We start from the raw sequence: 23,028 nt of genomic DNA on the forward strand, positions 1-23,028 counted from the left end.
GAGATGATTAATCACGAACTCGTTGAACGCATTAACTTCTTAGCGAAAAAAGCAAAAGCTGAAGGTTTAACTGAAGAAGAGCAACGTGAGCGTCAATCGCTACGTGAACAATATTTAAAAGGGTTTCGTCAAAATATGTTAAACGAACTTAAAGGTATTAAAGTTGTTAACGAAGAAGGTACAGATGTTACACCGACGAAATTAAAAGCTTTAAAAAAGCAAGATAATGCAAAATTAAATTAAAAGATGGGCGAAGCCCATCTTTTTTATTTGTAAAAATCGTTATTTAATAACTTTCCAGTTGTTATTAACTGTTGCTTCTATCGTTTTATGTTCCAATATATAATTAGCGATAAGTTCAGACATATCTGTGGGTATATCTTTTACTACTGGTTTGTTTTGAAACATAAAGAAATTTCCCCCGCCACTTGCACGATAATTATTCATTACAACGTCATATTCTTCATTCATATTAAGAGGAGCACTGTTATGCTGTAAAGATTCTACTCTTTCACCAATTGGTTTTGAAATGTTTAATACGTATGAAATCCCTTCCCACATATCATAATTATAATGTTGTGGCTTTGGTTCTATGTAGGTAGGACTTACGGTGATTGATCCATCTGTTTTTAATGTGAAATAAGAAGCAGAGAGTTCAAGAGCATTTTTTATATCTGCTCCAGTTATTTTAATTACTTTTAATGTGTTTGGATAAATATAATTAGAAACGATATCGCGCATTGTTACATGTTCCGGGAAACCTGGAGATGTATTATGGAACAAACTTGTACAAGAAATTGATACATTAGCTATATTCATCTGTATTTTATTTATGAATTCTATAAAAGGATGATCATGCAAACGAGTTTGCATAGCATCTGAAATTTGCATGCCCCCTTGAATGATTCCAATAGGTTGATCAAGCCACTTTTGTGTTTTCTCTTCGTAATCGGCTACCAATGAAAGTACATCTTGGTCCGCCTCAAATCCTTGTACAGATAATAATTCAGAAGAACTCTCTTTTTTCACCCATTTATGTTTCGTTTTTTCGAATGTTACTTTTACTTTTCCAAATGAGTGTCCATTGCATCCGGTCTGTAAAATTGTTACACCGTTAGCCATTGTGTGAGAAATTTCCCGGTGTTGGTGGCCTGTTAATAAGATATCTATGCCTTCAATTTCATGGCACATTGCATATCCTTGGTTTTCTCCTGTTAACACTTCAGTCGGTACCCCGGTTTGTAAATCTCGTTCAACTCCCCCGTGATACGCTACGACTAGTAAATCTGGTTTCTCATGTTCGCGAATATAAGAAACCCATTCTTTTGTAGTCTTTAATGCATCTTCAAATAGTAAATCTTTAATGTGATGGGGTTGTTCCCAATTGGGAATGTAATGCGTTGTCACCCCTAAAATAGCAATTTTTATATTTGATTCAATATGTTTTATTACATATGGTTTCCCGAAATAAGGTTTTTTACTGTTTTTATCTAAAATGTTTGCTGATAGGTACGGGAAGTTCGCAGTAGTCACAGCATTATTTAATATATCCATCCCGTAATTAAATTCATGATTGCCGATAATTGCAGCGTCATACTGTAAGTAATTCGCTAATAAGGACATTGGGTTTTTTTTGTTTTTTTCGTATGTAACATAATGATAAGTAAATGGTGTGCCTTGAATAAAGTCGCCATTATCAATTAAAAGAACGTTTCTATTTTTGGAACGTTCTTTTTTTATAAGAGTAGAAATTTTAGCTAAACCAAGTTCTGCTGGGGAGTTATCTTGGTAGTGAATAGGATAAACAGTGCCATGTATATCGCTTGTTAATAAGATGTTTAAAGTTACAGTTTGATTTTGTTCCAATATGACTCACCTTTTCTATTGTTATCTTCCAATTCATCATATCAAATATGTGAAGAGAATTTTAATGTGAGTGTATAGAATGTGTAAAGATTCTGTAAATAATCAATTATTTGTAAAAATATGTGATATATTTCTTCATGTTTATGAAAGGTTATTTTATAACAATGAAAAATGGAGGCATTAATATGTTGAAAAAAGTTTTTGCAATGAGCACAACAGTTGTACTAGCAGCGGGATTATTAAGTGGCTGCGGGACGAAAGAGTCAAGTGCAAGTAAAAATGAAGATACGAAAAAAGGATATGTACCGAAGACTTTAAATGTTCAATTTGTTCCTTCTCAAAATGCGGATACGTTAGAGGCGAAGGCAAAACCGCTTGAGAAGCTATTAAGTGATAAGTTAAATATTCCAGTAAAAGTTAGTATTTCAACGAACTACAATACAATTGTAGAAGCGATGGCATCTAAACAAGTAGATGTAGGATTTTTACCGCCAACAGCGTACGTATTAGCACATGAAAAGAAGGCTGCAAATGTAATTTTACAAGCACAACGTTTTGGAGTAGATGATGAAACGGGAGCCCCTACAAAGGATTTAGTAGACTTTTATAAATCTGAGTTTGTTGTTAAAAAAGACTCTAATATAAATAGTGTAAAAGATTTAAAAGGTAAAAAGATTGGTTATCAAGATGTAACATCATCAGCAGGGTATGTATGGCCTGCAGCTGTTCTATTAAAAGAGGGAATTGATCCGTTAAAAGATGTGAAACCTGTTACATTAAAAGGTCACGATCAGTCGCTTATTGCTCTTTTAAATGGTGACGTAGATGCGGCTGTTGTATTCCAAGATGCTCGTAATATTGTAAAAAAAGATTATCCGAATATATTTGATCAAACGAAAATAGTGAAATTTACTGAGAAAATTCCGAACGATACAATTTCTGTACGATCTGATTTAGAAGCAGAGTGGAGCAAGAAATTACAAGATGCTTTCATTGAAATTGGAAAGAATGAGGAAGGTCACAAAATCATTAAAGAAGTATATTCACATGAAGGATATGTTAAATCTGATGATAGTAAATTTGATATCGTTCGTGAATATGGGAAGAAAGTAAAAACGCAATAATACATATGGAAATGGCAGCTAGCTGAAAGGGGATGTTTTCAGTTAGTTTGCCGTTTTGAATACATAGAAGGTAGGTAAGATGTGTGATAGAGTTTCGAAATGTCTCCAAAGTGTATCCAAATGGTACAAAAGGATTGAATAATATAAACTTGAAAATTCAAAAAGGTGAGTTTGTTGTAATGGTAGGGCTGTCTGGAGCTGGAAAATCTACACTTCTCAGATCCGTAAATCGTCTTCATGAGATTACCGAAGGAGAAATCATTATTGAAGGTGAGTCTATTACTGCTGCGAAAGGAAAAGAATTAAGGCGTATGCGCCGGGATATCGGTATGATCTTCCAAAGTTTTAATCTTGTAAAGCGATCAACAGTATTAAAAAATGTATTAGCTGGTCGTATTGGATATCATTCCACATTACGTACAACGTTAGGTTTGTTTCCGAAAGAAGATGTGGAGCTCGCATTTCAAGCGTTAAAAAGAGTGAATATTTTAGAAAAAGCATATGCACGTGCTGATGAATTATCAGGAGGACAACAGCAACGTGTATCAATAGCTAGAGCATTGGCACAAGAAGCAAAAATCATATTGGCAGATGAGCCTGTTGCATCGTTAGATCCACTTACGACAAAGCAAGTATTAAATGATTTGAAAAAAATCAATGAAGATTTTGGAATTACAACAATTGTGAATTTGCATTCTATTGATTTAGCTAGGCAATATGCGACACGTATTATTGGATTACATGCAGGAGAAATTGTTTTTGATGGTTCAGTAGAAGAGGCGACAGATGAAAAATTTGCTGAAATTTATGGAGATGTAGCACAGAAAAATGAATTGTTAGAGGTGGCAGTTAAATGAGTGACGTAACGATATATTCGAAATCGATACCGAAGCCGCCGAGTAAGTTAAAACATATGTTAACGTTTATTCTAGTCATTTTACTGTTGTGGGGAAGTAGTATACAGGTCGACGCATCATTTTCAAAGCTAGTAGTTGGTTTTCCTAATATGATGGATTTGTTAAAAGAAATGGTGCCGCCAGATTGGAGTTATTTTCAAGTTATTACAACAGCGATGTTAGATACAATACGTATGGCGATTATTGGGACGACCTTAGGAGCGATTTTAGCTATTCCACTTGCACTGTTTGCAGCAAGTAATGTGTTTACTAACACATTTTTATACAGTCTAGCTCGAATGATTTTAAATTTGATACGAACGATACCAGATTTATTATTAGCGGCAATTTTCGTAGCGATTTTTGGAATTGGGCCACTTCCAGGTATTTTGGCTCTTACTTTTTTTTCAATTGGACTTGTAGCGAAATTGTTGTATGAGTCAATTGAATCAATTGATCCAGGTCCGTTAGAGGCGATGACAGCGGTAGGAGCTAATAAGGTGCAATGGATTGTTTATGGGGTAATTCCGCAAGTGAAAGCACATTTTGTCTCCTATGTTCTTTATACATTTGAGGTGAACGTACGTGCAGCAGCTGTTTTAGGTTTAGTAGGAGCAGGTGGTATTGGACTATATTATGATCGTACACTTGGATTTTTACAATATAAACAAACTGCTTCTATAATTATTTATACCCTTATTGTTGTTTTGTTAATTGACTACATTAGTACATTGTTACGGGAGAAACTATAATGAATAGAACGACGATGATTGTGCCAAAACCGAAGAAACCGAGTATATATCGCTGGATTATTTTAATAGCACTTACAGTTGTATATGTATGGGCCTTTTCAGGAGTACCATTAGAGGGGATAAAGGACACAGCAGGTGAAATCACGAAAGCAATTATGACAGGGATATTGAATCCAGACTGGTCGTATGTATCTTTGCCAGATGGTGAAGATTTATTACATGGATTAATTGATACGTTGGCAATTGCAATATTAGGTACATTTATTTCTGCATTTTTATCTGTTCCGTTTGCCTTTTGGGCGGCAACGAATATGAGTAGTGGAAAATTAACTTCAGGATCTGGGAAATTTGTACTTAGTTTTGTTCGTACGTTTCCTGAATTAGTTATGGCTCTTTTATTTATAAAAGCTGTTGGTCCAGGCTCTTTTGCAGGAGTATTGGCCTTAGGATTACATTCTATTGGAATGTTAGGGAAACTATATTCAGAAGGAATTGAAAACATAGATAAAGGACCGACGGAAGCGTTACTAGCAACAGGAGCAAACCGTTTTCAAATACTTTGGTATGCAGTGTTACCACAAGTGTTACCGGATTTTCTATCGTATACGTTATACAGATTTGAAATTAATGTACGATCCGCTGCGATTTTAGGGGTTATTGGAGCAGGAGGGATTGGTACACCTTTAATTTTTGCGCTGAGTTCACGGAATTGGTCTCGTGTTGGTATTATTTTATTAGGTATCATTTTAATGGTAATTATAATTGATTGGATTTCAAGTTCGATTCGGAAACGGATTGTTTAACTTATTTGAAAAGCACCGAAGTTAGATGCTTTTTGTGTTTTTAAAAACGTATTAAAAAAAGTAAGTATAGAAGAAGTTTGTATAAATATGCAGATAATTCCCTTTCTTTTCAAAATAAAAATAATGAAAAAGTATGTCATATTGAATGCCCATACATTCACGGAAACATTGAATTTTTTATAAAAAATCAAAAAAATATCAACATATTTGTCGATACATGTTGTATAATCTTGCGTGGGAAGCTATCATATAAATGTATAAAACGTTTACTAATATAAGCGAAGGGAAGAATAGCATGTCACATTCAATCGAACAACTTTCTATCAACACGATTCGCACATTATCCATCGATGCGATTGAAAAAGCAAACTCTGGTCACCCAGGAATGCCAATGGGTGCAGCACCAATGGCTTATACATTATGGACTCAATTTATGAAACACAATCCAAATAACCCAACGTGGTTTAACCGTGATCGTTTCGTATTATCTGCAGGTCATGGTTCAATGTTATTATACAGCCTACTTCACCTATCTGGTTATGATGTAACAATGGATGACTTAAAGAACTTCCGTCAATGGGGAAGCAAAACTCCAGGACATCCTGAGTACGGTCATACAGCTGGTGTAGATGCAACGACTGGTCCACTTGGACAAGGTATTGCAACTGCTGTAGGTATGGCAATGGCTGAAAGACATTTAGCTGCTAAATATAACCGTGATGCGTATAGTGTAGTAGATCATTATACATACGCTATTTGTGGTGATGGAGATTTAATGGAGGGCGTTTCTGCTGAAGCATCTTCATTAGCTGCTCATTTACAATTAGGTCGTCTTGTTGTGCTTTATGATTCAAACGATATTTCATTAGATGGCGATTTAAATCGTTCATTCTCTGAAAGTGTAGAAGATCGTTACAAAGCATACGGATGGCAAGTAATCCGTGTTGAGGATGGAAACGATATTGAAGCAATCGCGAAAGCAATTGAAGAAGCGAAAGCTGACGAAAAACGCCCAACGCTAATTGAAGTAAGAACGACAATTGGTTTCGGTTCTCCAAACAAATCAGGAAAATCAGCTTCACATGGTTCTCCACTTGGTGTAGAAGAAACGAAATTAACGAAAGAAGCATATGCTTGGACTGCTGAGCAAGACTTCCACGTAGCAGAAGAAGTATATGACAACTTCCGTAAAACAGTACAAGATGTTGGTGAAACTGCGCAAGCTGAGTGGAACACGATGCTAGGTGAATATGCACAAGCATACCCAGAATTAGCAAACGAATTCCAAGCAGCAATGAACGGTCAACTTCCAGAAGGTTGGGAGCAAAACCTACCAACTTATGAATTAGGATCAAAAGCAGCAACTCGTAATTCTTCTGGTGCTGTAATTAATGCAATTGCAGAGTCTGTACCATCATTCTTCGGTGGATCTGCTGACCTTGCTGGTTCTAACAAAACATACATGAATAACGAAAAAGACTTTACAAGAGATGATTACAGCGGTAAAAACATTTGGTACGGTGTACGTGAGTTCGCAATGGGTGCAGCAATGAACGGTATTGCACTACATGGTGGTTTAAAAACTTATGGTGGTACGTTCTTCGTATTCTCTGATTACTTACGTCCAGCAATTCGCCTTGCAGCATTAATGCAATTGCCAGTAACGTATGTATTCACACATGACAGTATCGCTGTTGGTGAAGATGGTCCAACACATGAACCAATCGAGCAATTAGCAGCGCTTCGTGCAATGCCAAACGTTTCTGTTATCCGTCCTGCTGATGGTAACGAATCTGTTGCAGCTTGGAGACTTGCTTTAGAATCTACAAACAAACCAACTGCTTTAGTATTAACTCGTCAAGACCTTCCAACATTAGAAGGTGCAAAAGATGATACGTATGAAAAAGTAGCAAAAGGTGCATATGTAGTTTCTGCAAGCAAGAAAGAAATGGCTGATGTAATCTTACTTGCAACTGGATCTGAAGTAAGCCTAGCTGTTGAAGCTCAAAAAGCATTAGCAGTAGACGGCGTTGACGCAGCTGTTGTCAGCATGCCATCTATGGATCGCTTCGAAGCTCAAACTGCAGAGTACAAAGAATCTGTATTACCAAAAGCAGTAACAAAACGTTTCGCAATCGAAATGGGTGCTACATTCGGATGGCACCGTTACGTAGGTCTTGAAGGAGATGTGTTAGGTATCGATACGTTCGGTGCTTCTGCTCCTGGTGAGAAGATTATGGAAGAGTATGGATTTACTGTAGAGAACGTTGTTCGTAAAGTAAAAGAAATGCTTTAATGATTTCAGAAAAATCTCTCCGGCATGGAGAGGTTTTTCTATGTAAATGAGTTTTTTCGACAGAAAAAGTTTTTTATCTCTCCGCAGTCAGACAATCATTGCAAATTTTCTTATATATAATGAAGAGAAAAGGTTGTCCAGATTGGGAGTGGAAAAATGAAAACGTATGAATTGTATTTAATTCAAGAGGATATTGCGAAAGCTTATTTTGGTCGTGAATATTTGTTTTTTGATTTATTTGCTCGATTTTCAGAATCTGGGTCCCTTTCGGAGAAAAAAGTGTTATATAAGCAAATGATGTATATAACGATGCCATTGCAAGTAATGAAAATTCATCATAAATTAGAACAAGCTTTGCGCGTTCTTGGTAAATATGATAGAACACATCATACACATACACTTTATACGGGAGCGGAGTACGGCGAAATAATGGTGAAACCGCACTATATTCGTATGAATACCTCTGGAAATGTCTCTATGGAAACAACATTCTTTGAGGTGTTAAGAAAGTGTGAATTAACATTTTTAGCTATGGATTATGAAAATACAAAGTACGGATGGCTGAATCCTCTAAAACAAGTACGAACATATGTGTAAAAAATGTCGAATTGTATCTTGTCTTATTGAAAAGGTTTTAGTACACTGTAAGGTAGACAACATGAAGGAGGAAAATATATGCCAATTTGGTTAGGTATTCTAGTGGGCGTAGTAGCACTAGTAGCAGGCGTGGCGTTAGGATTTTTCATTGCCCGCAAATATATGATGAATTACTTACAAAAAAATCCACCAATTAACGAACAAATGTTAAAAATGATGATGATGCAAATGGGACAAAAACCTTCCCAAAAGAAAATCAATCAAATGATGAGCGCAATGAACAAGCAACAAATGAAATAAGCGCTAAAAGACACTCGCTAAGAGTGTCTTTCTTTTTGTTAGTTATAGTTTTTAAAACTTTTAAAAATTCTGTATTTTTGGTAAACTGAAAACATCGCTCATTTTAAGGGAGGAGGAAAAAAATGAAAGTGTTTATGAATTTAGCGTGGTTTTTTAAACAAGAAAAACGAGCGTACATAACTGGAATTATTTTATTGTTTGGCGTTGCACTTTTAGAACTTGTAGCACCAAAAGTAATTGGAATCGTTGTAGATGAAATTAATGATGGAACATTGACGACCGATAAGTTACTAAAATGGGTTGTACTATTAGTAATTGTAGGCATTACGATGTACATATTACGTTACATATGGCGTATTATGATTTTCGGGTCTTCATTAAAATTAGCTCGCCAATTACGAAAAAATTTATATGAACATTTTACAAAGATGAGTCCATCTTTCTATCAGTCAAATCGAACAGGTGATTTAATGGCACATGCGACCAATGATATTCAAGCGATCCAGCAAACTGCTGGAGCAGGTGTTTTGACGCTTGTTGACTCATTAGCTGTCGGAGGATGTGTACTCGTAGCGATGGGTTTTACAATTAGCTGGAAGTTAACATTATTAAGTTTAATTCCAATGCCGATTGTAGCTATTTCGACAAATTATTATGGAACTTTATTACATAAAAGGTTTCATAAAGCACAGCAATCGTTTTCGGAAATCAATGATAAAGTGCAAGAGAGTATGAGTGGAATGAAAGTGATTCGCTCGCTTGGACAAGAGAAAGAAGATTTGCAGGCGTTTCGAAGAAAATCAGAAGATGTTGTACATAAAAATGTGTTAGTTGCACGTATTGATTCGTTATTTGATCCGACAATCTCTCTTATCGTTGGATTTTCTTTTTTAATCGCAGTATGTTATGGATCGGTATTAGTTGTAAGAGGTGAATTAACAGTAGGTGATCTCGTTACATTTACGACATATTTAGGTACCCTTGTTTGGCCAATGTTAGCGTTTGGATGGTTATTCAATATTATGGAGCGTGGGCGTGCTTCGTATGACCGTGTAGAAAAAATTCTTTTACAAAAATCAGATGTAGTAAATAGCGAAAATGCTGTACAGACAATAGCGAGCGGTAATGTTTCGTTTGCCGTTGATTCATTTTCGTATAAGAAAAATGAATTGTTACATTTAAACGATATTCACTTTGATTTGAAGAAGGGCGAAACGCTAGGAGTTGTAGGACGTACAGGCGCAGGGAAAACAACTTTATTAAAATGTTTAATCCGTGAGTATGATCATTTTAATGGTGAATTAAAAATTGGGGAGCGAGATATTCGAGATATAACACTTCATGGTGTCCGTTCTGCCATTTCATACGTGCCGCAAGATCATTTTTTATTCTCAGCAAGTATTGGTGAGAATATTGCCTTTGGAAAGGCGGATGCTACATATAATGAAATTACCGAAGCTGCAGAGATTGCTTGTATTCATAATGACATCCTCCAATTTTCAGAAGGATATGAAACAGTAGTAGGGGAAAGAGGTGTTTCGTTATCTGGTGGTCAAAAACAGCGAATCTCTATTGCTCGTGCTTTATTAACAAATGCTGAAATTTTAATTTTGGATGATTGTTTATCAGCAGTAGATGCAAAAACAGAAGAGACGATTTTAAGTGCCTTAAAGAGGGAAAGAGCAGGGAAAACGACGATTATTACTGCACACCGATTAAGTGCAATTCAGCATGCCAATCTTATTCTTGTTGTTGATGAAGGTAGAATTGTACAAAGAGGTACACATGAGGAATTAATGAAGGAAAACGGCTGGTATAAGGAAATGTATGAAAGCCAGCAATTAGAAGCTTTAGTCGAGAAAGGAGGCGTATGATGGTAGAGAAGAAGCGAAGTGATTTAAGTAGATTACTTTCCTATATGAAGCCATATAAAGGGTTGCTATCTTTAGCATTTATCTTTTTAGTTGGTGCGACAGTAACGGAAATGATGGGTCCTTTTTTAATTAAACAATTCCTCGATGAACACCTAGTACCGCGGGATTTTGAACGATCAGCGCTCGTTACTTTATTTGTAATTTACATAGTTGCTCATTTATTAAAAGTATTATTTACGTATTTAAATCTATTGTACTTTCAGAACATTGCTTTTAAGATTGTTCAAGATATGCGAGTTGAAGTATATGAACATGTTCAAAAGCTGTCATTAAGTTTCTTTGATCGTACGCCGATTGGTACACTTGTATCGCGTATAACAAATGATACGGAAGCGATTAAAGATTTTTATGTTAGTGTATTATCAACATTTGTGAAAAATGTAGTCTTTTTAGTAGGTATTTTAGTAGCGATGTTTTTATTAGATGTAAAATTAGCGCTATTTTCTCTCGTATTAATTCCGATAATGTTTGCGATTATGGTATTATATCGCCGGAAAAGTGCAGCTTTTTATTTAGAAGTACGTAATCAACTAAGCGTGTTAAATGCAAAGTTGAACGAGTCCATACAAGGAATGAATATTGTTCAAGTGTTCAGACAAGAAAAACGTATGAGAAAAGAGTTTGAAGAAGTGAATAATAAACATTATAGTGCAGGGCGACGTACTTTGAAGTTAGACGCATTACTTTTACGACCAGCTACGGATTTAGTGCATATTGTAGCTATTGCGTTAGTACTAGGTTTATTTGGGATTGATGCTTTAAAGAGCCCTGTTGAAGTAGGAGTTTTATATGCTTTTGTTAACTATATACATCGTTTCTTCCAACCTGTAAATGAGATGATGATGAAATTGTCCTTTTTCCAACAGGCACTTGTTTCGTCATCACGTGTATTTCATTTAATGGACGAGAAAGATTTAGCACCGGTTCAAAAAGGCAATGAGAATCCTCAAGTCGTGGATGGGGATATTGAATTTAAAAATGTTACTTTTTCATATGATGGAAAGCGTGACGTTTTAAAAAATGTATCATTTCACGTGAAACAAGGGCAAACGGTTGCTTTTGTTGGGCATACTGGTAGCGGAAAAAGTACGATTATGAATTTGTTAATGCGATTTTATAATATTAAGTCAGGAAATATTGTAATAGACGGTGTAGATTTAGAAAAATTTGAAGAACGAGAAATTAGAAAGAAAATAGGACTCGTATTGCAAGATGCATTTTTATTTGCTGGAAATGTAAAGCAAAATATTCGTATGTATAATGAAGAAATTACGGATGAAGAAGTAAAAGAAGCTGCTCGATTTGTGCAAGCGAATACGTTTATTGAAAAGTTACCAAAACAGTATGAAACAGAAGTAGTAGAAAGAGGTGCAGCATTTTCAAGCGGTCAACGACAATTAATTGCTTTTGCTAGAACGATAGCAACGAATCCGAAAGTATTAGTATTAGATGAAGCAACAGCTAATATCGATACAGAAACAGAAGAGGCTATTCAAACAGCGTTGCAACAAATGCGAAAAGGTAGAACGACGATAGCCATTGCGCATAGGTTATCTACAATTCAAGATGCAGATCAAATTTTTGTGATGCATGATGGAGAGATAGTAGAAAGAGGAACACATCAAGAATTACTAAGTGAGCAAGGTTTGTATTATAATATGTACTTGCTACAAAATAAAGTGAGTTTGCAAAAGGCCTTGTAATACAAGGTCTTTTTTATTTTGTATACAAAATATGTTTACTCTTTGTTTCTATAGCATAAATGTCGTGTCCTCTTATGAAACTTGTACATATTGTATGTATACGAAGTAAAAAAATTGATAGGAGATTTTATATGCAAAACAGATCAAGTTCAAATGTTACGTTTATTGATGTGTCTCATTGGGAAGGAAATATTGATTGGAATGCAGTGAAGGCATCTGGAATTCCAGCAGCGTATGCAAAAGCGACAGAAGGTGTAAACTACATTGATCCTACTTTTACTAAAAATGTACAAGGAGCCCGAAGTGCGAATGTATTAATTGGTGCATACCATTTTGCACGTCCAGAACAAAATGATGCAATTTCAGAGGCGAAATATTTTGTGAGTATATTACAAAGTAACCAGACAGACTTAATGCCAGTTCTGGATTTAGAATCACCAACAGATCCGAGCAACAGTAATTTAACTGGTAACGCTATATCAAATTGGGCAAGAAGCTTTATAAATTATGTGAAACAGGCTACTGGAAAAGATGTAATGTTATATACAGGAGTTTGGTATATTAATGAGTTCGGAATTAGCGGATTAAGTGATATACCGCTTTGGATTGCTAAATACTCGAGTACACCGCCTGCTGATGCTGGTGGATGGACAGCGTGGACAGCGTGGCAGTACACAGATTCTGGACAAATTTCAGGCGTAGGAAATTGTGATGTATCAGCTGCAGTTTCATTAGAAGCTTTAAAAGGGAATGGAGCAAGTGGTGGAGGTAATGTTTCCCCGCCTAATAATGCAACTCCAGTGTACGGGGTTGCTATAATTAATGGAGATAATGTGAATTTGAGAAGTGGACCATCTTTACAGTCTAGTGTAATTCGCCAATTGAATCGTGGCGAAACATATGAAGTTTGGGGAGAACAAGATGGATGGCTTTGTTTAGGGACAAATCAGTGGGTATATAATGATCCGAGTTATATTCAGTATAAACATTATGTGGCGACTATTACTGGTGATAATGTAAATTTGCGTGATGCTCCATCATTAAATGGAAATGTTATAAGACAGTTACATCAGGGTGAAGCGTATCGAGTATGGAGTAAGCAAGATGGATGGCTTTGCTTAGGGACAAATCAATGGATATACTACGATCCGAGTTATATTCAGTATGGTGTACAATAGATTGAAAATAAAAGGTGCCCCGTCAGAGGTGCCTTTTATTAAAAATATACAACTTTTACAAAGTCTATATCGAAACCATAGTATACTATAGTAGATATATTTATAAAAAATAATCGAAAATGAAATAAAGGAGTAAAAATATGAATTATGTGCTAATAGGTGCGATTTTAATATTATTAGCTGTAGCATTTGTGCTGTTTTATAAAAATAAACAGTTAGAATCAGAGAGTCAGCAAGTAGAATTTGAAAAGAAACAAGCAATTGAAACGTATAAAAATGAAATTGCAGCTACGGTGATAGAGCATAAAGAACAACAAAATAATTTAAAAAATATGGAACAGAAAAAATACAATGATTTACAAGTAAGTGCAAATAGAGAAATTGAAAATATGCGTATGATGAAAAATCAATTAGCTATGCAGCATAGTAAAGAACGTAGTGAAATGCAAAATAAACATAATAACGAAATACATATGTTTCAAAAATTAATTGCAAATTTACGAGAATATACTAAAAACGGTGCTGAAATGAATACGTACGAAACATTACATTATATGAAGCGAGGATTCATAGAGCAAGGCATCATATTAGATGCTGAATTTCAAGTCATGCCGAATGTTTTTATTAAAAATAATAGTGAAATAAACGATAATAGAATCCATCATCTCATCTTGTGCAAAACTGGTATTTATCTACTGGAGACGAAAGAATGGAACGAGAAATTAATTCATGGTTTAACGAAAGAAAATGCTGGTATATATTCATTTATGATTGATGAAATGGGTAAGTATCAACAAGAAGTTGATAAAGAAGAGACATTTGAATATATAGTAGGTAAAGATTCCTCAACTATACAAGTGAAAAATGAGGGGAATCCAGTATATAAGGCGAAGAAACTATCTAAAATTTTATACAATTGTTTGAATGAAATACAGGCTAATAGTATAAAAGAAAAGGTAAAACCAGTTGTATATTTTTATAATAAAAATGGAAAAGCAATAGTAGACCTTTCTAGTGAGGAAACACCTAGGTTAAAAGATCGGGAGCAAATTGTAACGTTCTTCAGAAATGAAATCTTAACAGGGAAAGTAGTATATACAGTGCAAGAATTAGAACAGATTCGAGAAATGATTAGCCGGATGAATTATATAGTGAGTTAAAAGGGGAGATCTTTCTGAACGCTATGCTACGTGGCATTTTGTATATCTATTTTTGTTTGTATATAGTAATGTACATTCTATTTATATTCGTCATTGATATGGTCCATATACCCTTAAGTGTAAGGAGCATTTTTGTAGTATTCATACCATTTGTTTTATTAGTCATGATTCAAAAGGCTATTTTATATGTTTCTAAAAATCGTAATGAAGAAAAGAAGCAAATGTTGGGGGTTTTAATAGTAGCACTCATACCATTAATAGTGTGCACTGTACAACTAAGTGTAAATGAATATACATCAAAGTTTAATCAAAATAGATGGTTAAATCATGCAGATAAGCGGGTATATATGGTAGATGATCTATTACAAAAATATAAATTAATAGGGAAATCAAATGAAGAAATTATACAATTGTTAGGAGCTCCAACGGAAACGAGAAGTGGGGAAGAAGGAGTTACCACTTTGTATTATCTTGGGACTGAACGTGGCTTTATTCCAATAGATAGCGAACAGCTTGTTTTCCAATTTGATAGAGATGGAAAAGTCATGGAATATACGGTGCATAAAGATTAAAGAAACGTAGAGGGAAGCTATATGTTATAGCTTCTTTTTTATTTTTCAATATGTCACGGAAGGGGGAGAAGGTTTTTGAGTGGAATAAGGAATGAAAGCGGAGGTGATGCATATATATATATGCATTGGGTGATTATTAGTCCGATTGGTGAGGGGTAATAATTAATAAGTACGGACAAAAACCCCACTCATTAAAGTTTTACTTTATCATATTGTATAAATGAAAAGGAGGTAAGACGGTGAAAGCAATCCCGACTGATGTCCTGAGTAAAGAATTGATGGAAAGAGAAGGAGTTATATCTATTACAGTAAAGGAATTTGAAAAAATAGAAGTAGCTGGAGTAGTGGTCGCTGGTCCAGCGGTTATTTTGATTAATCAAGATTAAGTACATATTTTTGAAATAAAAAGCATCCGTCTAGGATGCTTTTTATTTGTATGTAAGGATAAATATGATGGATAATTGTGTTACTGGAGGGAAAGTCTGTGGCAATTATTATAACAATGTTAGTAATGGGTATTTTATTAGGATTTGTTGGAGCTGGAGGAGCTGGGTTTATTATCGCGATACTCACTTTAGTATTTCATATTCCTATTCATGTTGCTCTTGCAACATCTTTAACTGCAATGGCATTTACGACATTATCAGGTGTTGTAAGTCATTACCGTGAAGGCAATGTTGCACTTATTATAGGCGGGATTGTTGGGGGATTTGGCGCAATTGGCTCTTATATTGGTTCTAAATTTGGTTCACTTATACCAGCACATCTTCTTCATTGGTTTACAGCTGGGATGTTATTTTTATCGGCAATTTTTATGTTTATTAAATTAATTATGTTCCAAAACAAAGAAAAGTCGTCTTTATATAAACATAAAGAGTTTTCCGTGAACTACTTGTTGAAATGTGTATGCCTTGGATTAGTTACTGGAATGATGGCTGGTTCATTTGGGATTGGTTCTGCACCGTTTATTCAACTTGGATTAATGGTTCTATTGGGACTTACGATTCAGCAATCTGTAGGGACAACAATGCTTGTTATATTACCGATTGCAATTGGAGGCGGGATAGGATATAGTTCGGAAGGATATTTAGATTATATATTGTTATTACAAGTATTAATTGGGACCATGTTAGGGGCATACATTGGCGCGAAGTTTACAAATTATGCACCGCAAATGCTTTTGAGGTTTTCGATGATTATGACACCGGTTTTAGCTGGTTGTATGCTATTGATGGAATAAAGTGAAATTATAATCAGTAGGGGGTTAATGCTTACAAATAGCGAGATAAAATTAATATAGCAAACTATTAATATATTTTACGAATGAATTATATAGGTAATTCATATTTCCCATATAAAAGGATTTGTTTTAATATTATGAGTGTAAAGTTCGAGTATTCGAAGTACTACTTGAATTATATCCCTATCCCTTTTCTAAAAATGCGAACAAGTTTTGCCCTATTCTATTCAATAGTTAATTGCATAGAAATATATTGTTCGATGACCATTATGGAACGTACATAATGGGAAAATCCCGATCCTTAAAGAGGATGCCCCTAATCTTCATGTGAAAATATGATCGGATATGAAAGCTGACCAATTGATGGTCAGCTTTCTTTTTGTTCAAAAACAATTTTTTCTTTAATTTCTGTTTGTAATAATACAGTTTTTCCGAAGCGACGTTTGCATTCCGCACGCACTTTTTCAATGGCTAGTAGCTGAGTAGTGGCGGGAACTGTGACAATAGCTTGGCGAGGCTTTCGATTTTCTTCACAAAAGACACATTCCACAACATAATTAGAAATCATATTTTCATCCTTCCAGTTTTAATTTCTAAGAAGGGATTGCCTATGAAGTTGATGTAATCTTTCGTCATTGTTTTATTTTTTTCCTCTTTTTTTCAAGGGGAAAATAAAAAAGAGGGCGAATTTTAGTAGGGGAGGGATGTTTATGGAGAGATGGATAGGTAGTGCAGCGGTATGTGTAAATGAAAGAAAGGAAGTTTTAATGGTACTGCAGGGCAAGGAGGGAGAAGAAAAAAGGTGGTCTGTCCCAAGTGGAGGACTTGAAAAGGGAGAGACACTAGAAGAATGTTGTATTAGGGAAGTTTGGGAAGAAACAGGTTACAATGTGGAAGTTGTAAATAAAATATATGAAAAAGAGGGTATTACATACGGTGTTCCAGTGTATGTCCATTATTATTTTGTTAAACAAATAGGCGGTAATATGAAAATCCAAGATCCTGATGAGTTAATACATGAAATTGCTTGGAAAGGGATACATGAAGTTGAACAATTGTGTTTAGCTTTTCCAGAGGATTATGAATTGCTGTGCCAATATATAGATAAAGAAGCAAGTATGTAAATACTTGCTTCTTTAATGTATCCAAGACAAGAAAAGCGGAACGATAACTAAACTAGCGCCTGCTGTTAAAAGCATGGATAAACTTGCAATTGTTCCTTCCACAGGACCGATTTCGAATGCTTTTGATGTACCGGTTCCATTTGCGCTTGTTCCTAACATAATACCTTTTGCGATTGCTGTTTTAATACGGCAAATACGTATGAGAGAAGGACCGAGCAATGCTCCTGTTAAGGCAGTTAAAACGACAAATACAGCAGTTAATTGTGACATACCACCAATCATTTCTGAAATAGCCATTGCGATTGGTGTTGTTACGATATGTGGCGCTAAACTATGTTCTAGTGATGAATCAATTTGAAAATAATTTGCTAGTAGTGCTGAAGTAATGACTGATAAAAACGAACCGACAATGACATTAAGTAAGATAGCCATTCCATGTTTCTTTAATAAATCAAAATATTTATAGATTGGCCATGCAAAAGCAACTGTTGCGGGCTTTAATAATTCAGTTAACCAGTGACCACCAGATTCATATGTTTCATAAGGTGTATCTAATCCGAGCAATAAAGCAATTAAAATAATGGGACAGACGAGAAGAGGAGAAAGTAGACTCCAATTCCAACGTTGATACATTTTTTTTGATATCCAATATGTGAATAGTGTTAATAGTAAACAAAGAAATCCGATCATTGCGTTGATCCTTTCCGCTTTAGTAGCAATTCTGTTAAAAGTCCTGTAACTAAGGTAACGCAAAGAGTGCTAATCATAATAATTAAAATGAGATCGATTCCATATTGTGTTAGTGTATCTCTGTAACGTATGACAGCGACTGCAGAAGGGATGAAAAATAAAATAAGTTCTTTTAATAAAAAATCTGCTCCGTCCTGTATCCATTCTTTTTTAACTAGGTTAAATTTTAATGAAATTAATAATAAAAAAATACCGATTATACTTCCTGGAACTGGGAGGTGTGCCTGTTTTGCAATCCATTCACCTGTCCAAGCGAAACAAAATAGTAATAAAATTTGTCCGCTTAACTTCCACCATTTCATACAGTAACCACCTCTTTCTTTTTTTACATAAAAATTGTAAAAAAGAATTAACAATTTCTACTATACGTTCATTCAAAATATTTGTCTAATATATAAATTATATGTTATTAATATATTAGACATATTAATCGAAAGTGAAAAGGGTGTCCAAAAATGGAATTACGGCATTTGCAATATTTTGTTGTTGTGGCAGAAGAGTTACACTTTGGACGGGCGGCTGCTCGTTTACAAATGACACAACCACCACTTAGTCAACAAATACAGCAATTAGAAAAAGAAATGGGAGTTACATTATTTTCAAGAACGAAAAGAAAGGTTGAACTAACAGAAGCAGGAGAAATGTTTTTAAAAGAAGTAAAAAAGGCGTTTGAACAAATTGAAAAAGCAGTAGAAGTTGCACAAAGTGCGCAAAGGGGAGAAGTAGGATCACTTTCAATTGGTTTTGTAGGTGCGGCGATATATGATATTTTACCATCAATTGTTAGGGAATATAGAAAAAAATTTCCGAGAGTGTCTGTTGCATTACATGAATTGTCAACACCAGATCAAGTTCATGCACTTCATGATAACCGTATCGATATTGGCTTTTTACGTCCACCAATTCCAACGCAATTATTAGAATTAGAGCCAATTCAAAGGTTATCATGCACCTTATGTTTACCAAAGGCACATCCACTTGCAGATAAAGATGAAATACATATAGAAGATTTACGAGATGAGCCGTTTGTATTTATTACGAGACCAGTATGGCCAGCTTTGTATGATACAATTTTATCTCTTTGCAGAGAAGTTGGATTTAGTCCGCGTATTGTACAAGAAGCAACAGAGTATCAAACAGTTATGGGGCTTGTAGCAGCAGGGATTGGAATTACAGTAATACCCGTGTCGGCAAATAAGTTATATAAAACAGAAGTTGTATATAAAGAGTTATATGATTCTAATTTTGTTGCAGAAATGTCAGTGGCTTACAAAAAAATGAATAGTAATCCAGAGCTGCTAGAGTTTTTAAAAATTGCAAGAGAGAAGAAAAGAATAGAAGTAGAAGATGAATAATAGTAGTAACAGAAAATGGATTTAATTCAAATCCATAAAAGTACACCTTATTAAACAATAAAGCGGAAATGCAACTTAAGTTGCATTTCCGCTTTATTGTTCTTTTTTTAGCTCGATACTAAATAGATAAACGTGTTCATTTTCTTTTAAGAGTAAATCAATACCCTTTTCTTCGTCAATTGTAGGGACGCTTACAGTTTCTTTACTTGTTTGGATTACAGCAGCTAAAGTTGTTTTTTGATTGTATTTTAAATTTTTTATAGATTGGATTGTAGTAGTTGCAGAGCTATTTACGCTTGGTGGCGCTTCTTCAGGAACAAGTGTTGAACCACCTTCAATATTCAGATACCACTGCCTTTTTTCTTGTATATCTTTATCAAATTGGAAATGTGGTGGTAAAAAAGAAAGCTTTACTTTCTTTTTTGAAAAATGTGAGGTAGCTATATTAGCAATTTCTTTTGTTTTCTTACCATTGTTATAATAATCAATTGTAGCATTTATTTCATCTTTATCATTTTTAAGCGTAACGTTATAAAACATGCTATTTCCTTCTTGAAAAGGAGTCATTTGTAAAATAGAAGCTTGCTCTTTTGTTAATTTGTATGGCTCAACAATGGCAACTTCATTGTTTTTTAGTTGGGTACAACTTGTGAGTAATAATAAAGACAAGATTGATAGTAATTTTATACGCATGCAACCTCCTCCTTTTTACAATTATATTCTAAATGTGATTTTTTTATCATTTCGTTTTCTAGGACTAAAGGCTTAGAAGAAATTCCGATTGTAGTGCGATGTTTAAAATGTCATATTTTTATACACTAGTAGTATAGAATGCGTATGTAATAAGGTAGGGGAAGAATTTTATGTCTTTATGTCGGTTAGCGAGAAAAAATATTAGAACATTTGCTACCAAAAGGATGAAGCAATTTATGTGGATTGCTATGAGTACTATGATTTTGTTTTTTATGATATCGTTACAATTTAATGAAGGAGCTATTTTGAAAGTAGGGGATGCATTTGTATTTCAAATGTATTTTTACACACTTTTTATTGTACTAATTTTCATATGTATTTTTACTACATATAAAATGATGTACTCCCTTTTGCATGTGAGGAGGGAGGAGTTTATATCTTATGTAGCAGAAAATATGAAAAGAAAAGAGGTAATATGTGTATTATGTCAGGAGCAATTATTCATTTATGGAGCAGCATTTGTTTTTGGATTAATTAATGGGATGCTATTTTTGAAATTATTCACGGTTATCTTTATGAAAATTGCAGGGATACAAGGAATAAATAGTGCGCCAATTACAATATATGCAGTTGTAATTATTAGTATAATTATGATGACTGTCGTTTTAATATCGATGATGCAATGTTATCGATTTGTTCGAAATTTAAAAGATGAAAATTCGTTGCGGTTTAAAGAAAGGGCATGAGAAATCATGCTTTTTTCTATTTTACACATAAAAATAATCATGTTACAGTGAAAAGACCTGACAAAGAATGGGAAGGAAAGGTTGTATAGAATGACAAATGAACAATCAATTGTAAAAGTCGATCGGTTAACGAAGCGAATCGGATCAAAGACACTTGTACAAAATATTAGTTTTGAAGTGAAAAAAGGCGAGGTTGTCGGTTTACTCGGACCAAACGGTGCTGGAAAAACGACTTTAATGAGAATGATGGTTGGTATGATCCGTATGACAGAAGGTGAAGTATGGATTGATGGTCAATCTGTGAAACAGCAATTCGAAAAAACAGCTGCGAAAATTGGAGCGGTAATTGAGACACCTGAATTTTATCCTTTTTTGAGCGGCTATGAAAATTTAACATATTTCGGACGAATGAATGGTAATGTGACCGAAGAACGTATCGATGAAGTAGTGAAATTGTTAGGGATGGGACAAGTAATTGATCGCAAAGTAAAAGCGTATTCACTCGGCATGAGACAACGTTTAGGAATCGCTCAGGCACTTATTCACGATCCAGACGTGTTGATACTAGATGAACCGACAAATGGATTAGACCCTAGTGGAATACATGAAATGAGAATGTACATAAAAAAAATTGCACATGAACAAGGAAAAGCTGTACTTGTATCAAGTCACTTACTTTCAGAAGTTGAATTAATGTGTGACAGAGTTATCATTATTCAGCACGGGGAATATGTGGCTACGCAAAATATTCAGCATAGCCAAAGCGAAGAGATGGAGACGATCCGTATACGTGTAGATGATGCGAATAAAGCAGCAGAAATATTAGGGCATGATGTTTTAGTAAAAGATAATGAATTACTTATTAATGTAAAAGATGAAGAAATCCCAAATGTTATTCGTACATTGCTTGAGAAAAATATTCAAGTGTATCGTGTATATGAAGAAAGAAAAACGTTAGAAGAGCAATTTTTAGAATTAACAGGGGGAAAAGATATTGTTTAATTTAGTATATAACGAACTGTATAAAATATTTAAGCGGAAGCGAACGATTATTCCATTTGCAGTTATTGCAGTATTAATAATCGGATTAGGATGGGTTACGGTAAAGTATTTTGAACCGGAAACAAAAGGATGGAAAGTAGATTATACAGAACGAACTGTAGAAATTGAGAAAAAGCTTGGCATGAAAAAAGAAGCTATTTTAGCAGAAAAATCAGGGGATGAGCTTGTAAAAGAATACCAGCTTAAGATGAAGCATTTAGATACGGATACAGCACCGGCAAGCAGTTCTCCACTTTCTTTCATGAGAGATACAGGTTTTATCGTATTTCCAATTTTGCTCCCATTTATCCTCGTGTATGCAAGTACAATTTTTGCGAATGAATATAGCTGGGGAACATATAAATTTTTAACGATACGACCAGCGAGTCGCTTTAAAATTTTAACAGCAAAATTTTTAGCAATTGTTATATTTGCAGCTTTATTATTTATATTTAATATGATCTTCTCCGCTTTATGTGGACTTGTTATTTATAAATTCCAACAGCCTGCATGGAGTGAGTTTATTTTCCAAGATGGAAATATAATAAAACAAAACATTTTTGTAGAAGCAAGTAAATATTATGTTTTATCATGGTTACCAACGGTTGTGTACGCATCGTTTGCATTTATGATTTCTGTGTTAACAAGATCTAGTGGAGGTGCAATTGGTATTTCACTATTCCTTGCTTTATCAGGCAATATTGCGCTATTAGCAGCCACTAGATATAACTGGGCGAAATATTTATTGCCAGCAAACACAGATTTATATAGTATTTCAAAGAATGGAAGTTTTATTGATGGAGTAACATTCCCGTTTGCATCATGTATGTTGTTACTTTATTTGTTCGTATTTTTATGTATTTCATATACTGTGTTTTTAAAACGTGATTTAACTTAA

The 23,028-nt window shown here is 34.6% G+C and carries 25 protein-coding genes; 20 read left to right on the forward strand and 5 right to left on the reverse strand.

Annotated elements, in window-relative coordinates; translation table 11 throughout:
• The first annotated feature begins 3 nt into the window (after window positions 1–3).
• Window positions 4–243: a DUF896 domain-containing protein gene (locus ACK1U5_RS00135; protein WP_000607015.1), complete on the forward strand. Its 240-nt coding sequence runs from the start codon at window positions 4–6 to the stop codon at window positions 241–243.
• A gap of 39 nt (window positions 244–282) precedes the next feature.
• On the opposite strand, the gene ACK1U5_RS00140 is transcribed toward ACK1U5_RS00135, so the two are convergent.
• On the reverse strand, window positions 283–1,866 hold the full coding sequence (locus tag ACK1U5_RS00140; RefSeq protein ID WP_087875652.1) for a bifunctional metallophosphatase/5'-nucleotidase: 1,584 nt from the start codon (window positions 1,864–1,866) through the stop codon (window positions 283–285).
• A gap of 185 nt (window positions 1,867–2,051) precedes the next feature.
• Here ACK1U5_RS00140 and ACK1U5_RS00145 point away from each other — a divergent pair, with 185 nt between their 5' ends.
• The 14 genes from ACK1U5_RS00145 (at window position 2,052) to ACK1U5_RS00210 (ending at window position 16,421) form a co-directional block, all read left to right on the forward strand.
• Window positions 2,052–2,990, forward strand: coding sequence for a phosphate/phosphite/phosphonate ABC transporter substrate-binding protein (locus ACK1U5_RS00145; RefSeq protein WP_000915051.1), 939 nt, complete (start codon window positions 2,052–2,054; stop codon window positions 2,988–2,990).
• Between the two features lie 83 nt (window positions 2,991–3,073).
• A complete protein-coding gene (gene phnC / locus ACK1U5_RS00150; RefSeq protein WP_000569246.1) occupies window positions 3,074–3,847 on the forward strand; it encodes a phosphonate ABC transporter ATP-binding protein in 774 nt (257 codons plus the stop codon).
• Entirely contained in the window at window positions 3,844–4,638 is a 795-nt protein-coding gene (gene phnE, locus ACK1U5_RS00155) for a phosphonate ABC transporter, permease protein PhnE (RefSeq protein ID WP_001286373.1), read from the forward strand. Before phnC ends, phnE (ACK1U5_RS00155) begins: the two co-directional genes overlap by 4 nt.
• Complete coding sequence (gene phnE / locus ACK1U5_RS00160; protein ID WP_001082389.1) at window positions 4,638–5,441, forward strand: phosphonate ABC transporter, permease protein PhnE; 804 nt, start codon at window positions 4,638–4,640, stop codon at window positions 5,439–5,441. Before phnE (ACK1U5_RS00155) ends, phnE (ACK1U5_RS00160) begins: the two co-directional genes overlap by 1 nt.
• A gap of 295 nt (window positions 5,442–5,736) precedes the next feature.
• Complete coding sequence (gene tkt / locus ACK1U5_RS00165; RefSeq protein ID WP_113710630.1) at window positions 5,737–7,737, forward strand: transketolase; 2,001 nt, start codon at window positions 5,737–5,739, stop codon at window positions 7,735–7,737.
• Between the two features lie 156 nt (window positions 7,738–7,893).
• Entirely contained in the window at window positions 7,894–8,334 is a 441-nt protein-coding gene (gene sirA, locus ACK1U5_RS00170; protein WP_000860645.1) for a sporulation inhibitor of replication protein SirA, read from the forward strand.
• A 78-nt stretch (window positions 8,335–8,412) separates the two neighbouring features.
• On the forward strand, window positions 8,413–8,634 hold the full coding sequence (locus ACK1U5_RS00175) for a YneF family protein (protein ID WP_001123317.1): 222 nt from the start codon (window positions 8,413–8,415) through the stop codon (window positions 8,632–8,634).
• Window positions 8,635–8,756: 122 nt separating this feature from the next.
• The gene (locus tag ACK1U5_RS00180) at window positions 8,757–10,508 is read left to right on the forward strand and encodes an ABC transporter ATP-binding protein (protein ID WP_048567463.1); all 1,752 of its coding nucleotides are present in this window, start codon (window positions 8,757–8,759) and stop codon (window positions 10,506–10,508) included.
• The gene (locus ACK1U5_RS00185; RefSeq protein ID WP_000229522.1) at window positions 10,508–12,271 is read left to right on the forward strand and encodes an ABC transporter ATP-binding protein; all 1,764 of its coding nucleotides are present in this window, start codon (window positions 10,508–10,510) and stop codon (window positions 12,269–12,271) included. The genes ACK1U5_RS00180 and ACK1U5_RS00185 overlap by 1 nt, the downstream gene beginning before the upstream one ends.
• Before the next feature lie 131 nt (window positions 12,272–12,402).
• A complete protein-coding gene (locus ACK1U5_RS00190) occupies window positions 12,403–13,449 on the forward strand; it encodes a GH25 family lysozyme (protein WP_044584774.1) in 1,047 nt (348 codons plus the stop codon).
• Between the two features lie 140 nt (window positions 13,450–13,589).
• Window positions 13,590–14,609 (forward strand): NERD domain-containing protein, encoded by a 1,020-nt coding sequence (locus tag ACK1U5_RS00195; RefSeq protein ID WP_025966567.1) that lies wholly within the window; start codon window positions 13,590–13,592, stop codon window positions 14,607–14,609.
• Window positions 14,610–14,632: 23 nt separating this feature from the next.
• Window positions 14,633–15,181, forward strand: a complete 549-nt coding sequence (locus ACK1U5_RS00200) for a hypothetical protein (protein ID WP_113710632.1) — start codon at window positions 14,633–14,635, stop codon at window positions 15,179–15,181.
• 239 nt (window positions 15,182–15,420) lie between these two features.
• Complete coding sequence (locus ACK1U5_RS00205; protein WP_000644411.1) at window positions 15,421–15,567, forward strand: BC1881 family protein; 147 nt, start codon at window positions 15,421–15,423, stop codon at window positions 15,565–15,567.
• Between the two features lie 98 nt (window positions 15,568–15,665).
• Complete coding sequence (locus tag ACK1U5_RS00210) at window positions 15,666–16,421, forward strand: sulfite exporter TauE/SafE family protein (protein ID WP_048567465.1); 756 nt, start codon at window positions 15,666–15,668, stop codon at window positions 16,419–16,421.
• 367 nt (window positions 16,422–16,788) lie between these two features.
• Here ACK1U5_RS00210 and ACK1U5_RS00215 read toward each other — a convergent pair whose 3' ends face one another.
• The gene (locus ACK1U5_RS00215; RefSeq protein WP_000625225.1) at window positions 16,789–16,989 is read right to left on the reverse strand and encodes a DUF3903 domain-containing protein; all 201 of its coding nucleotides are present in this window, start codon (window positions 16,987–16,989) and stop codon (window positions 16,789–16,791) included.
• 142 nt (window positions 16,990–17,131) lie between these two features.
• On the opposite strand from ACK1U5_RS00215, the gene ACK1U5_RS00220 reads away from it, so the two are divergent.
• Window positions 17,132–17,545 carry an NUDIX hydrolase gene (locus ACK1U5_RS00220; RefSeq protein ID WP_000442977.1) on the forward strand — a complete coding sequence of 138 codons (414 nt, stop codon included), beginning with the start codon at window positions 17,132–17,134 and terminating at the stop codon, window positions 17,543–17,545.
• A gap of 12 nt (window positions 17,546–17,557) precedes the next feature.
• Here the strand turns inward: ACK1U5_RS00220 and ACK1U5_RS00225 are convergent, their stop codons facing one another.
• Both ACK1U5_RS00225 and ACK1U5_RS00230 read right to left on the reverse strand, forming a co-directional pair.
• Window positions 17,558–18,235 (reverse strand): LrgB family protein, encoded by a 678-nt coding sequence (locus ACK1U5_RS00225; RefSeq protein ID WP_000578954.1) that lies wholly within the window; start codon window positions 18,233–18,235, stop codon window positions 17,558–17,560.
• Window positions 18,232–18,597: a CidA/LrgA family holin-like protein gene (locus ACK1U5_RS00230; protein ID WP_000872365.1), complete on the reverse strand. Its 366-nt coding sequence runs from the start codon at window positions 18,595–18,597 to the stop codon at window positions 18,232–18,234. The genes ACK1U5_RS00225 and ACK1U5_RS00230 overlap by 4 nt, the downstream gene beginning before the upstream one ends.
• 153 nt (window positions 18,598–18,750) lie before the next feature.
• On the opposite strand from ACK1U5_RS00230, the gene alsR reads away from it, so the two are divergent.
• Window positions 18,751–19,650, forward strand: coding sequence for an acetoin biosynthesis transcriptional regulator AlsR (alsR, locus tag ACK1U5_RS00235; RefSeq protein WP_016111181.1), 900 nt, complete (start codon window positions 18,751–18,753; stop codon window positions 19,648–19,650).
• Window positions 19,651–19,743: 93 nt separating this feature from the next.
• Here the strand turns inward: alsR and ACK1U5_RS00240 are convergent, their stop codons facing one another.
• The gene (locus ACK1U5_RS00240; protein WP_016111180.1) at window positions 19,744–20,343 is read right to left on the reverse strand and encodes a hypothetical protein; all 600 of its coding nucleotides are present in this window, start codon (window positions 20,341–20,343) and stop codon (window positions 19,744–19,746) included.
• Between the two features lie 170 nt (window positions 20,344–20,513).
• Between ACK1U5_RS00240 and ACK1U5_RS00245 the strand changes: the two genes are divergently transcribed.
• From ACK1U5_RS00245 to ACK1U5_RS00255, 3 genes are all read left to right on the forward strand, one after another.
• The gene (locus tag ACK1U5_RS00245; RefSeq protein WP_042891235.1) at window positions 20,514–21,089 is read left to right on the forward strand and encodes an FtsX-like permease family protein; all 576 of its coding nucleotides are present in this window, start codon (window positions 20,514–20,516) and stop codon (window positions 21,087–21,089) included.
• Window positions 21,090–21,179: 90 nt separating this feature from the next.
• Window positions 21,180–22,091 (forward strand): ABC transporter ATP-binding protein, encoded by a 912-nt coding sequence (locus tag ACK1U5_RS00250; RefSeq protein ID WP_000180622.1) that lies wholly within the window; start codon window positions 21,180–21,182, stop codon window positions 22,089–22,091.
• Complete coding sequence (locus tag ACK1U5_RS00255; protein WP_000482759.1) at window positions 22,084–23,028, forward strand: ABC transporter permease; 945 nt, start codon at window positions 22,084–22,086, stop codon at window positions 23,026–23,028. Before ACK1U5_RS00250 ends, ACK1U5_RS00255 begins: the two co-directional genes overlap by 8 nt.

The organism is Bacillus sp. XB1, from assembly GCF_053557995.1.